A 12,688-nucleotide genomic window follows, 5' to 3' on the forward strand; every position below is an offset into this window, starting at 1 on the left:
ACACACACCAGGGATGAAACGGGTTTGTTAGTAGATCTGTTATTAGATAATTGTTGACCATTACATTCTCCCTCGACCATCCATTTTAAACTATCCAATTGGTAAATAAACACTCCGATATTTGTTGTGCCTGTTCCCTCTACAGGAGTCAATTTCTTCTGTGATTTGGCGGGTATTGAAGGCTCAAAGTACGTGGCTTCCAATATAGGTTTAGTACCTGGACCCCCACCTGCAAAAACAAAATGAAAAGGGTAGAATAGAATGCAGACCGTTATCAAAGAGATGAGAAACCTTCTAAAGATTGAATTGCTATGTATAACCAATAATAATCATCCTTTTAGATTTAATTTGGCACTATGTAAAAAGTGGTGCCATCTTTGAGAGTAAGATGGACCTCTGGATTTAACGTTTTGTCAAAGTGTAATAAGCCCTCTCCCCAATAGATTGGATTTTTTACATTGAAAATACCTTTAGAGCTAAGCAGATTGTTCATATGTGGTACCGCGTATTCTCTAAATGCTTTGCTATTAGGTGAGGTTAATGGATTTATCGTTGGGGAATTAAAAAGACTTCCAGCTTGTAAACGACTCATAGAGTCAATGATGTTAAAATCATATTCCGTGAAAGAGTAATATGCGCCACGAAGAAGTTTATCCTTTTCGTCAACAAATACTGGGTAATAGATACTTCGTTCGGTTTCTTTTACATAGGGATTAATTACAACCCAATTCTTTAGCTTGGCTGAAGCATATTTAGTTACAGTATTCAATTCTTTATTACGAATTTTTGAGAAGTCATCCGTTACCTTGCTATAGTCATATGAGTCTGGATATCTGTTTTCAGGGAAAACTTGATACCTCGGTGCAATCACACCCAGATTGGTGCCCGTCAATCCAACCTGCCGCAGCTCATTCAGCCCTTGAAGATCGGCAGGTTTGGTTTTGGCCACGGACGCGTAACGACTGAGCAACACGGCGACTTCTGCCCGAGTTGTGGTGCGGTTTACGCCAAATGTTTTATCATTCGCAACGCTCATCAGCCCGGTTCCAAGGGCAACGGCGACAGCATTTTTTTGCGAGTCGGCCAGCTTGCCTGTAAAATATTCCTTCGCAGGAATGACGGTGTTTGTTACATCCGAGAGAGCCTGTCCATAGTCTGAATCCACTACACTCAATCCTTGTGTTAACCATTCCGCCATTTCGCCACGTTCAAGTGCAGCTTGAGCACCCAGTTTGTCCTTATAGCTGGAAGGATGGATAAATCCTTTGGCAATCGCCGTAGAGACACCATTTTTAGCCCACTCCGGTACATCTGTAAAATGATTCGGTTCAGCAGTCGGTAGCTCCGGCTGATCATTCAAACGTGCTAAAATACTAGCCATTTCAGCTTTGGTGACGGGTAAACCTGGTTTAAACGTTCCGTCTGCATATCCCTTGAAATAACCTTTCTCTACTGCGGAATAAATTGCTGAGGATGCCCAGTGGGATGCGGGTACATCTTTAAATGAGCTGACGGCTTGCGCTGCTTCGACTGTACTAGTGCCGCCTATTCCCGCCAAACTTGCATATCCCCCTACGAATAAAGCTAATGCTGTTAAGCTGGAAATCATCTGTTTTCTCATGAATCTAACCCCTCTCAATGGATATAGAATGGCCCTGATATGTACTTACTAGGATTCTATTTGCTAAATTTGTAATAATAATCAATATTCTACCATGTATATCCTCTCGAAAACACAAAAAAGGCCACGAATCCGCAGATTCATAGCCTTATGCTTTAAGGTCTCTCGAAATATGTAATTCATTTCAGTTATTGCTCAATACATAGAGAATACTTCATTTTCCAACATTTGAAAACCCCATGTACATAAAAATAAATTCAAGCAATCGGTGTTCCATTCGGTAACGGATGATCTGGGGAGAGCAGGACGACATCACCTTCGCCGGGAACACCGCCCAGTACAAGTACCTCGGACACGAAACCGGCAATCCGCCGAGGTGGGAAATTCACGACAGCAACGACCTGTTTGCCAATCATCAGCTCGGGCGTGTAACGGTGGGTGATCTGGGCACTGGAATTTTTTAAACCGAGTGGCCCGAAATCTATTCTCATCTTAATCGCAGGAACACGAGCCTTCAGGAAAGGTTCAGCCTCCACCACGGTACCTACCCGAATATCATGTTGCATGAACTCTTCAAAAGTAGCCATAGATAAACTCCTCTCAACGAAACGATGTCATATAGTATAGATGATATATCCATCCCCGAAAACAAAAAATCCAGATTACGCTGTATCGTAACCTGGATTAATCCCTGAAAAACTCCTGTTATCCTATATGCAACTTTGATTAAGATCTGTTCCAGTTTTCTCCCGTGAGATATTTCTCGGTAAGAATGGACAGCATCTGAATCCCTACTTCATTATGCCCGCCCTCAGGGATGATGATATCCGCATACTTTTTGGACGGTTCGATAAACGCATCATGCATCGGTTTTACCGTTTCGAGATATTGTTTGTACACGGATTGAATCGAGCGTCCACGCTCTTCCATGTCCCGTAGTACTCTGCGCAGAATGCGTACATCGGAGTCGGTATCTACAAATACCTTGATATCCAGCAGTGTACGAAGATGCTCATCAATCAACACATGTAACCCTTCGACAATGATGATGTGGTTCGGCGCAAGCTCAATCGTTTCGCCTGCAGCGCGGTTATCTATGGTGAAGTCATACACGGGAGCATACGCTGGCTGGCCCTTTTTCAACAGGGTAAGATGCTCAATCAACAGATCGTTATCAAAAGCAAACGGGTGATCGTAATTCGTCAGTCTGCGTTGCTCAGGTGTGAGGTCTGACTGGTCTTTGTAATAATTGTCTTGGGATATGAATGTAACTTTGGCTGATCCCAGACGTTCAATAACGGAGCGAGCTACCGTTGTTTTGCCGGAGCCGGTTCCTCCGGCGATACCAATAATGAGCATGGTTGTTCCATAAACCTCCCTAAAGTGGCAGCATGATCAATCGATAAAGAGTGCCCAAAATGTTTTATTTTTAAGCGCGATCTGCATGTCTGTCTGCGAATACACAATTCCTTCATTGTATCACAGCTCGCGAACTTTTTCATCTTAAGGAACAGACCATGTTTTGCCTTCAAAGGAGGAAGCTCATTTTCAGATGTATCATTCTAACGTTGCGTAGAGTGTGATTTATGACCTGGCATTTTCCAAGGAAGAATCAGCTTTTGGCCGATCAGGCGGGTAAGCAGACTAAGCACAATAAACCCAAGCACACTTCCTGAAGTATTGGCGATCAGATCATTAATATCGGTTGAGCGGCCGTTGCCTACCGCAATTCGAATCACGAGTTGCAATAGTTCAATAGTTAAACTTACCGTTAAGCCTGTCTTCGCCACTTTTTTTATGGAGTTGACCGAAGGTCTCCAAAGAGGAAGCAGGAATCCTAACGGCATAAACAGCAGGATGTTCAAAAGAAAGCTTGGCGCATCCGCAGTCAGCAATGGAACCCACTGAATGTTTGAATACCAGGGTGTTTGGTTGGCATACATCCCGATGTTCACATCAATGGGGAAAAATACAAAATGCATCATGCCCAGCATATATATCACAAATGTCAGCATCAACATATACTGTTTGCCTGTATATCTGACTTTGCTCACCCTGGCATGAATCACCAGAGTGAGCAGGGTCAGAATAAACAGTGGCACAAGAACTACAAAGGATGAAATGGTAAACTGAATGGACATGCGATAACCCCTCTGCAAGGAAATGAAATTGAGCTATGGCAACTGGATTTTCATTTCCATTCCTTTAATGAATTGATCGTCCTTGACCTCTTCGGCAAAATCATCTTTCACCTTAAAAGGCTTCACAATCAGGTATTTCACATCCTTGGCTGTGGTAGCATAGATGTTTTCCCAGTTCAACTGGTTTGCTTGATACACACCTTCACCGCTCAATGCAGTCAATTGTCGGCCTTGATCATCATAGACAGCAAATCGGATTTCACGTAGCTGTTTCTCTTCTTTTTTACTTAACGTTTCTTCCCCTTTTAACGCGATCGAAGCAGTTAGACGAGTCGTAATTGGGGTGACCTCGGCTTTGTTCACAGTGACCGTGTACAGATCATTTTCTATCGTGCTATTCGGCTGAACGTTATGAGTGTCCGTTATAGATTTAGTGAACGGAACGGTCAATTCGAACTCATGATCCATACCTTGCAACTTCAACTTCACTTTAGCTTCGAACTGATCCGGGATGACGCCTGTGTGATCTGCAGGAATAACCTGTTCAAAAAGCAACGTATCAGGCTCGTTCGCTCCGGCTGAAGTATAGAACAGACCGCTATCTGGACGAGAACCGTTCACATCGAAAAATACATTTTCAACGCCACTGCTCAGCTTTACGATATCTTTGCCATTGTCGTACATGCCCTGATTGAGATTAGGTGCAGTAACATGAACGAGAAACGCTGCACGTGTGCCGTCATAGACCGTTTCTAATACTTTGAATTTCACATCCTGATAAGTGAAAGAGCTGTTCACTGGTGTAGTCAAACCTTCGTTGCCTGCTGTTCTCAGACCCATATCAGCTTCAATCGAGCTGAAGAGACTGCCTATCAGTGGAATGTTGCGCAACGAGTCAGCCATTGCTGGAGAGACAAAACCGGATGCAAATACCGTTAAGCCCAGCACACCTGCTGCGACAGCAGCTCCTGCGGTACGGCGTAGTGGCTTATGAACACGTTTTGATGGATGAGCCTGAACCGACTCCATATTCATTTGGCTAGCTGATTCCGGAAGGGAATCCAGTGTGGCATCAATGCGGTTACGTACGATTTTAGACATGGCAGGACGCTCCTTGGCTTGTTCTTTTAATTTTTGATCGAGATTAAACGGGTTCGACATGTAATTTTACCTCCCGAAAGTTTTTGAATTTTTGATATAGCTCTTTCCTTGCCCGGCTCAGCCTCATCTTCACGGCGCTTTCGGACAGGCCCAGTGTATCGGCGACTTGACGCAGGCTCATATCTTCAAAGTAGTGCAGTACAATCACAATGCGTTTGGCTTCTTCCAGCTGATCGACTGCTTCTCGCATATCCACCTCATCGTATGGACTGGATTGTGCCTGATGTTCTGCGGGTACTTCTGCGTAAGAAGTGGAGAGAGAGCGGCGGGATAACAAGGTATTGCATTCATTGATGAGAATACGGAACATCCAGGTTTTGAAATACTGTGGTTCCCGAAGGGTATGCATGGATTTGTAGGCTTTCAGGATCGTCTCCTGAATCGCGTCTGCGGCATCCTCTTCTTTGCGCAGCATGGATATGGCGGTATTGTATAGGGAATTTTCGATCTCTCGGATCAGCCTGATGAAAGCTTCACGATCTCCCTGGATAGCCTGTGTGATGAGATCGGGTGAATCCATAGTTAACAGCTCCTTTCGTAACGGGTTTATATCGTGTTAGAGATACATCTCTTGGCCGGTTTTACATAGATTAGACTGCCGGGTGGGGCAGATGGTCACATTTATTTTTGAATAAAAAAGTTCTAGTTTGTTAGACGCTTAGGAGCAACAGATGCCCTTCATGCGTAGCAAAATGCCAAAGTACAGGTTACATAGGAAGCAGGCTCTGATTCTCCTGATATTAACCAATTGACTTTTCGAAGGATGTGCCTATAATAAAAGTATATTGTTAACACGGACTGTTACTGGGGAAACCAGGCATGACCGAATTCGATTGCCTTCGTGTAATCGCTTTCGGTCTTTTTTTATTTCTAACGGGGGGGTGAGAACGTTGAAGGTTATCAAAAAAGTGAATAATAACGTGGCCATTGCGATTAATGAGCATAACGAAGAGGTATTCGTGGTGGGCAAAGGTGTAGGGTTTCTCAAAACCCCATATGAGCTGACCGAGACGGATCTGGTGGAGAAAATCTTCGTGGCCCCGAAGAACATTCGGATGTATGACCTGCTGAACAGCATTCCGATTGAGGATATCTATCTCGCGGAGGAAGTGATGAAGCTGGGCAGTGAGATTTTGAACAAAACCTTTAACCCGAATCTGCTTCTCACCCTGTCCGACCATATCAGCTTTGCCCTTTCCCGAACCAGGGAAGGCATCAACATTAAAAATCCTTTGGAGTGGGAAGTGCGGACACTGTATCCGAGTGAGACCCGGGTAGGGGAAGCTGCACTGAAGCTGATTCAGGAGAAAACGAATTTGGCTCTGCCGTCAGCCGAGATCACCCTGCTTGCCCTGCATTTTGTGAATGCACAGGTAGGTTCTGGCGAGATGAGTGATACAACCAAGGTAACTACCGTGACGGGAGAGATCCTTTCCGTAATCAAATACGCACTCAAGATTGATTTTCAAGAGGACTCCATTCATTTCATGCGGTTCGCTACACATATAAGATACTTCATCATGCGGCAGATGAGCGGCAAGTCACTGAAAGATGAGAATGAGTCCCTGTATACGATGGTGAAGGAAAAGTTCCCGAAGGAACTCGCTTGTGTAGAGAAGATTGCGGATTTCCTGAAAACAAACTATGGCTGGACATGTTCCGATGATGAGAAATTGTATCTGATCCTGCACATCCAGCGATTAACCACTAACGAACCAGCAGAATAACAGCTACTCTCCAGGTTCTTCTGTCATCGAAGTGTCAGTGTAAATGATCCTTAGCTTTAACTAATAGGACAACTGAATACTCATTAATGGACTGTTACTGATTCGATCAGGCATGACCAAGCGTAGGGAATGACGATTCCCCGGCTTGGTCATTTTTCATATATATCTAATTATCCATCATGAAGCAGAGGAGAACAGGATTATGAATAATAAAGACTTGGCTAAAAACGTGCTTGAGCTCGTTGGCGGCGAGCAAAATATATCCGGACTTACACACTGTGCTACCCGTTTGCGTTTTGTATTGAAAGACGATGGTAAGGCCAATTTGAAGGAGCTGAATCAGCTGGAAGGTGTGCTTAAAGCGCAGAACTCTGGGGGGCAGGTTCAGATCATCATTGGAGCGAAAGTAGATGCTGTTTACAATGAAGTCAAAAACTTAACCTCAGATCGACTTGAAAATTCCGAGGAATCCGCAGCAAGCAGTGGATCGAAGAAAAAACGCAATCCGTTCAATGCGGTACTTGAAACGATTGCCGGTATTTTTACACCGATCCTCCCGGCTCTGGTTGGTTGCGGCATGATCAAATGTTTTGCGACGGTAATGGCAGCACTCGGATGGTTGGAAGGGTCTGGATTCATGGTCATTATCAATATGATCGGTGACTTGATCTTTTATTTCTTGCCGTTCTTCCTTGCTGTCAGCGCAGCACATAAGTTCAAAACGAATCCCTATCTTGCGGTAGCGCTTGCCGCTGGACTGATGCACCCGACGATTCTGAATGCGGCAGCTCAAATTGCCGAGACAGGTGTGAGCACAGTTGATTTTCTGGGCATGCCGATCCTGTTAATGAAGTACTCATCTTCGGTTATTCCTATTATTCTGGCTGTTTGGATTATGAGTTACTTATATCCACTCGTGAATCGAGTGATTCCTAAGTTTTTGCAAGTGTTGCTTACGCCAATGATCGTGCTGTTTATTATGGTTCCCCTTGAACTTATCGTGTTTGGCCCTGTGGGTTCACATATTGGTGACTGGCTGACGAACGGTATTAACTCACTCTTCTCTACGGCGGGTGTTCTGGCGGGAGCGATTCTCGGTTTCTTTAAACCGATTATGGTTATGTTTGGTATGCACTATGCCATCATGCCGATTCAGATTCAACAGGTGGCTACACTGGGTGCAACGGTGCTGATTCCTACAGCACTGGCAGCGAATCTGGCGCAAGCTGGCGCGGCCTTTGGTGTATTTGTCCTAACGAAGAACAAAACGATGAAATCTGCTGCGGGATCTAGTGGCATCACGGCGTTATTCGGAATTACGGAGCCAGCAATCTATGGTGTAACGTTGAAATATAAACGCCCGTTCTTCGCAGCTTGTTTGGCTGGTGGTATCGTTGGTGGATTTTACAGTCTGGTTCATACCACAGCTAATGCAATTGCACTTCCAGGTTTACTGGCGCTAGGCACGTACACAGCAGATCGTTACATCTATGTCATCATCGGATGTATTGCTGCAGTTGTGTTGGCCTTTGTATTCACCCTGATTGCGGGCATTAAGGAAGATACAGACGGAAGCCCGTCGCAGAAAACTTCTGGCACAGTAAACACCGATCAATCGAATGCAGTGGCAAGCACAGTACAATCAGAAAAGTCTATTTTGAACGACACTTCTTCTTCAAATATGCTCATCGTAAGTCCGATGACGGGTGAGATTAAACCGATCTCCGAAGTCGAGGATCAAGCTTTTGCACAAGAACTGATGGGAAAAGGGATTGCGATCGTGCCAACGGAAGGCAAGGTATATGCCCCGTTTGACGGAGTGGTTGAAGCTCTTTATCGCACGAAACATGCTATTGGCTTAAAGGCAAATAACGGCGTAGAGATTCTGATCCATATCGGGGTAGACACCGTCAGCCTGAAAGGCAAATATTTTAACGCACACATCAAACAGGGAGAGACCATCCAAGCAGGAGATTTGTTGGTGGAGTTTGATCCAGACGGCATTAGATCAGCAGGTTATAACACGATTACATCGATTGTTGTTACTAACATGCAACAATATGGAGATGTGCTCACGACAGCGAACAGCGGCCCGATCCGGGAGAGCGAAGCATTAATTAAACTTATTCCTTGAATAAAAATACAGGAGGAAATTACAATGACGAATATGAGCAAATCCCATTTTCCAAAAGACTTTTTATGGGGCGGTGCACTGTCTGCTTGTCAGGCAGAGGGAGCTTATGATGTGGACGGCAAGAGCCTGACCATTCCCGAGGTCATGAAGTTTAACGAGAAGAACGACCGCAAGGTAACCAAACAGATTCGGGTGAACTGGGAGATGATTGAGGAAGCTCGAAACGACCCGAATGCGGCGAACTATCCGAAGCGGCGGGGGATTAATTTTTATCATCGATTCCGTGAGGATATTGCGTTGTTTGCCGAGATGGGCTTCAAGGTGTTCCGTTATTCGATTGCGTGGGCGAGAGTGTTTCCGGGTGGGGATGATGCTTCTCCAAACGAGAAGGCGTTACAGTTCTACGATCAGGTCATTGATGAATGTTTGAAGCACGGCATGGAGCCGTTGATTACTATTAGCCATTTTGATACTCCGATTGTACTGATGGACAAGTTCGGTGGCTGGTACAACCGCAAGCTCGTGGATCTATATGTGAAGTATTGCGAAGTGCTGTTCAATCGCTACAAAGGAAAAGTGAAATACTGGGTTACGTTCAACGAGATTAATATGAGTGTCAAAGCATCGGCAAAAACGCTCGGTATCATTGATTATGACGCGCCTAATTATGAGGAAATGCTCTTTCAGGGTCTGCACCACCAGTTTGTGGCTGCTTCCAGAGCAACCAGACTGGCACATGAGATTGATCCGAGTAATCAGATTGGCAGCATGGTGGCCTATTTCACCACGTATCCGTACACGTGCAAGCCGGAGGACGCGTTACAGATGCAGCAGGATGATCAGATGAAAAATCAGTTTTATCTGGATGTGCTCAACAAGGGAGAATACCCGTACTACAGCAAGACGTATTTTAAAAATAAAGGCATTCAGCTACGCATTGAGGATGGCGACCTGGAAGGAATTCGGGCACATACGGCTGACTTTGTAGGCATGTCGTATTACAACTCCATGATCTCCAGCAGCGATACCGAGCAGCTTGAATTAACAGCGGGTAATGTGCACAGCGTGTACAAAAATCCGCATCTACCCGCAAACGAGTGGGGATGGCAGATTGATCCGATCGGCCTGCGTTATACGCTGAATCTGGTCTATGACCGGTATCAAAAGCCTGTGTTTATTTTGGAGAACAGCTCTGGATTTTACGACACACTGAATGAAGATGGCACGGTGAATGATCCCTATCGAATTGATTTTTTAAGCAAACATATCGAACAGATGGGACTGGCCATCGCGGATGGCGTCGAGGTACTTGGGTATACGATGTGGGGTCCTATTGATATGATCAGTTCAGGTACATCGGAGATGAGTAAGCGCTACGGATTTATCTATGTGGATCAGGACGACTACGGTAAGGGTACGCTGAAAAGGATTCGCAAAGACTCGTTCTACTGGTACCAGAATGTAATCCGTACCAATGGGGCAGAACTGTAACCGCATCGCACCTGTATCTATAGTGAAGGTGTGGTTAATTCCTAGTAGTTTCCAAAAGGCTTAAGACTAGAAACAGTAATAAAACAGCACGTACCCATCAGATCATGACGGATACGTGCTGTTTGTGTTGTGTAAATTGTTGCAACATTCATTTATATAAAAGCTCATGGGGGAGCTGAGGTATCTTACAGACCAAGCAATTCTTTGACACTTTCGGCTACGGCTTTGCTGGATTGCGGGTTTTGTCCCGTAACCACACGTCCATCTGTTGTCACATAGGAAGTGTAAGGAGAGGATTTGACGTACTCGGAAGCACGTTCCCGGAGTGCATCTTCGAGCAGGAATGGAACATATTTCGTTTGTTGTGCCAGTTCTTCTTCCTCGTTGGTGAAGCCGGACACTTTTTTATCGTTAATCAGAAGCAAGCCATTGGACAGCTTCACATTCAGCAGGGCAGTAACCCCGTGGCACACGCCGGATACTACGCCACCTTTTTCATAAATATCACGTGATAGCGCTTGAAGTTCGGCATTGTCCGGGAAATCCCACATTGTACCGTGTCCACCCGTGAAGTAGATGGCATCGTAGTCGCTTGCGCTTACTTCGCTCGGTTTCAATGTATTTTTCAATTTGTTCATGAAGGATTCGTTCTCGAAATAAGCTTTGGTGCTGGCATCCAGAGAGTCGCCCAGACTTTTCGGATCAAGTGGCACGTTGCCGCCATTCGGGCTAACCAGATCAATCTGCACATTATCGTTATGGTCGAACTCTTCAATGAAGTGAGTGGCTTCACTGAGCCACAGACCTGTAGGTTCATCTTTGGTTGCATATTTATCGACATTGGTCAAAACAACTAATATTTTTTTCATCGTGAAAACCTCCTGTACATGCTTGTGATTTAAATTGTGTAAAATATAATCGTTAACAACTTCATGCAGACAATATATCATACTCATTTGTTAAAGTAAACTAAAACGATGAAATTCGTATAGTTCGTTTATTCTATCTATTTTGTCCAGGCATGGTATACTCATTATATTGTCCAATTTGGAGCAATTGACGCAGCATGAAGGAGGTACCCCCTTGAAACGTTTGGAAAATTCACAAAAACTACTAACCAAAATCATTCCGGTTCTGCGTGCAAAGTCCATCAGTTCCCTGCGCATGGATGACATCGCGAAACATATGGATATCAGCAAGGCAACCCTATATAAATATTTCTCATCCAAAGAGGAAATTATCCAGAACGTACTGAACGTGTATATTGAGGAGATTCATGATTCCCGGGCAACAATGGACGATGATACGATCTCGTACGAGCGTAGATTTCAGATCGCCTATGAGCATGCGATGACCCATGTGTTATATCTGCCCGAGTTCTTTTGGAACGAGGTGAAGAAGCTTTACCCGGAATTATACGAAGGCATTGCTTCCGCTTTGAGGCATCATAGTGAACAGTTATGTTCATTTTTTGAAAAGGGAATAGAACAAGGTATTTTTAATCGCATTAGCCCGGTGCTATACATGATTCAAGATGAAGCTGTGATCCGCAGAATCGCTGAGCCGTCGTTTTCCATCACGCAAGATATGACCATCCGTCAGGGCTTGTTTGACTTTTACATCCTAAAGAAACATCAGTTACTTAGCCCGTCACGGATCGAGAATCTGGATGATCAGCCAGTAAAAGCATACATTAACGAACTGATTCAACAGCTATCACGGACAATGTAAAGAGCGGACTGGAGAGGGTTATTGGATGGCTAGCTCTGGATATAACAACGGGAAGTATATATTTTATTTCAAATTTAAAATAAATAGATTTAAAGTCCTAGGTCTTCTGATATAATCATGTCGAAAGATGTCAATTATGACCAGATGTCTTCTACATATTTTGGGAGGTCTACCCTATGAAAAAGTCAACAAAGCTTCTCTCTTCAACAGCTATTGCTGCAATTGCAGCAGTATCGGTTGTCACTTCTGCATCGGCAGCAAGTGCAACTGTGGCAAAGCCCGTTTCTTCATTGTCCGGAGTAAACATCTCCTCGATGGATATTGAAACGGCCTTGATGATGGTGCAGCAGGAGCGCACTAGATTGCTGGATGCTCAATTGCAAACACAAATTCAAGAGGTACAGAACCGCAATCAACAGATTGCTGATCTCAATGCAAAATTGCAAGTGGCTCAGCAAAACGGAGATCAAGCCGCTGTGCAAACATTGAAAGGCCAGATTGATGCCCTCAGCAATTCGCAACAAATGGATATGCTTCGTCTGCAGTCCATGTCTAACAAGCGGAATGAAGCTTTTGATCTCATGACTAATTTCATTAAAAAGATGCAAGACTCCAGATCCTCCATCATCGGTAACATGCGCTAGGACTGGGATCCCAAAACAAGGTTTAGAATGGTACTTTC

At 44.5% G+C, this 12,688-nt stretch carries 12 protein-coding genes; 5 read left to right on the forward strand and 7 right to left on the reverse strand.

Features of this window, described 5'->3' with window-relative positions:
- Positions 1-343: 343 nt before the first annotated feature.
- From H7T88_RS21220 to H7T88_RS21245, 6 genes are all read right to left on the reverse strand, one after another.
- Positions 344-1,621, reverse strand: coding sequence for an S-layer homology domain-containing protein (locus H7T88_RS21220; protein ID WP_221790174.1), 1,278 nt, complete (start codon positions 1,619-1,621; stop codon positions 344-346).
- A gap of 257 nt (positions 1,622-1,878) precedes the next feature.
- Positions 1,879-2,208, reverse strand: a complete 330-nt coding sequence (gene csaA / locus H7T88_RS21225; RefSeq protein ID WP_154959851.1) for a chaperone CsaA — start codon at positions 2,206-2,208, stop codon at positions 1,879-1,881.
- 139 nt (positions 2,209-2,347) lie between these two features.
- Entirely contained in the window at positions 2,348-2,980 is a 633-nt protein-coding gene (udk, locus tag H7T88_RS21230) for a uridine kinase (RefSeq protein WP_090924213.1), read from the reverse strand.
- 203 nt (positions 2,981-3,183) lie between these two features.
- On the reverse strand, positions 3,184-3,762 hold the full coding sequence (locus H7T88_RS21235; RefSeq protein ID WP_154891495.1) for a VanZ family protein: 579 nt from the start codon (positions 3,760-3,762) through the stop codon (positions 3,184-3,186).
- Between the two features lie 33 nt (positions 3,763-3,795).
- Positions 3,796-4,923 (reverse strand): DUF4179 domain-containing protein, encoded by a 1,128-nt coding sequence (locus tag H7T88_RS21240; RefSeq protein WP_154891494.1) that lies wholly within the window; start codon positions 4,921-4,923, stop codon positions 3,796-3,798.
- On the reverse strand, positions 4,907-5,443 hold the full coding sequence (locus H7T88_RS21245) for an RNA polymerase sigma factor (protein ID WP_154891493.1): 537 nt from the start codon (positions 5,441-5,443) through the stop codon (positions 4,907-4,909). The genes H7T88_RS21240 and H7T88_RS21245 overlap by 17 nt, the downstream gene beginning before the upstream one ends.
- 361 nt (positions 5,444-5,804) lie before the next feature.
- On the opposite strand from H7T88_RS21245, the gene H7T88_RS21250 reads away from it, so the two are divergent.
- From H7T88_RS21250 to H7T88_RS21260, 3 genes are all read left to right on the forward strand, one after another.
- Positions 5,805-6,650 carry a PRD domain-containing protein gene (locus tag H7T88_RS21250; protein WP_251511027.1) on the forward strand — a complete coding sequence of 282 codons (846 nt, stop codon included), beginning with the start codon at positions 5,805-5,807 and terminating at the stop codon, positions 6,648-6,650.
- A gap of 202 nt (positions 6,651-6,852) precedes the next feature.
- Positions 6,853-8,784 carry a beta-glucoside-specific PTS transporter subunit IIABC gene (locus tag H7T88_RS21255; protein WP_221790175.1) on the forward strand — a complete coding sequence of 644 codons (1,932 nt, stop codon included), beginning with the start codon at positions 6,853-6,855 and terminating at the stop codon, positions 8,782-8,784.
- Positions 8,785-8,808: 24 nt separating this feature from the next.
- Positions 8,809-10,275 (forward strand): glycoside hydrolase family 1 protein, encoded by a 1,467-nt coding sequence (locus H7T88_RS21260; RefSeq protein ID WP_260511045.1) that lies wholly within the window; start codon positions 8,809-8,811, stop codon positions 10,273-10,275.
- A gap of 185 nt (positions 10,276-10,460) precedes the next feature.
- Here the strand turns inward: H7T88_RS21260 and H7T88_RS21265 are convergent, their stop codons facing one another.
- On the reverse strand, positions 10,461-11,144 hold the full coding sequence (locus H7T88_RS21265; RefSeq protein WP_090924207.1) for a type 1 glutamine amidotransferase domain-containing protein: 684 nt from the start codon (positions 11,142-11,144) through the stop codon (positions 10,461-10,463).
- Positions 11,145-11,358: 214 nt separating this feature from the next.
- On the opposite strand from H7T88_RS21265, the gene H7T88_RS21270 reads away from it, so the two are divergent.
- On the forward strand, positions 11,359-12,006 hold the full coding sequence (locus tag H7T88_RS21270; RefSeq protein ID WP_221790176.1) for a TetR/AcrR family transcriptional regulator: 648 nt from the start codon (positions 11,359-11,361) through the stop codon (positions 12,004-12,006).
- A 176-nt stretch (positions 12,007-12,182) separates the two neighbouring features.
- The gene (locus H7T88_RS21275; protein ID WP_260511046.1) at positions 12,183-12,650 is read left to right on the forward strand and encodes a hypothetical protein; all 468 of its coding nucleotides are present in this window, start codon (positions 12,183-12,185) and stop codon (positions 12,648-12,650) included.
- Positions 12,651-12,688 lie beyond the last annotated feature (38 nt).

Source organism: Paenibacillus cucumis (ex Kampfer et al. 2016), from assembly GCF_019748695.1.
GTDB lineage: Bacteria > Bacillota > Bacilli > Paenibacillales > Paenibacillaceae > Paenibacillus > Paenibacillus polysaccharolyticus.

Bases quoted from the DNA above. Each gene is read 5' to 3' on its own strand.
- csaA (WP_154959851.1), bottom strand. From the start codon at position 2,208: ATGGCTACTTTTGAAGAGTTCATGCAACATGATATTCGGGTAGGTACC.
- H7T88_RS21220 (WP_221790174.1), bottom strand. From the start codon at position 1,621: ATGAGAAAACAGATGATTTCCAGCTTAACAGCATTAGCTTTATTCGTA.
- H7T88_RS21265 (WP_090924207.1), bottom strand. From the start codon at position 11,144: ATGAAAAAAATATTAGTTGTTTTGACCAATGTCGATAAATATGCAACC.
- udk (WP_090924213.1), bottom strand. From the start codon at position 2,980: ATGCTCATTATTGGTATCGCCGGAGGAACCGGCTCCGGCAAAACAACG.
- H7T88_RS21260 (WP_260511045.1), top strand. From the start codon at position 8,809: ATGACGAATATGAGCAAATCCCATTTTCCAAAAGACTTTTTATGGGGC.
- H7T88_RS21235 (WP_154891495.1), bottom strand. From the start codon at position 3,762: ATGTCCATTCAGTTTACCATTTCATCCTTTGTAGTTCTTGTGCCACTG.
- H7T88_RS21275 (WP_260511046.1), top strand. From the start codon at position 12,183: ATGAAAAAGTCAACAAAGCTTCTCTCTTCAACAGCTATTGCTGCAATT.
- H7T88_RS21255 (WP_221790175.1), top strand. From the start codon at position 6,853: ATGAATAATAAAGACTTGGCTAAAAACGTGCTTGAGCTCGTTGGCGGC.
- H7T88_RS21240 (WP_154891494.1), bottom strand. From the start codon at position 4,923: ATGTCGAACCCGTTTAATCTCGATCAAAAATTAAAAGAACAAGCCAAG.
- H7T88_RS21245 (WP_154891493.1), bottom strand. From the start codon at position 5,443: ATGGATTCACCCGATCTCATCACACAGGCTATCCAGGGAGATCGTGAA.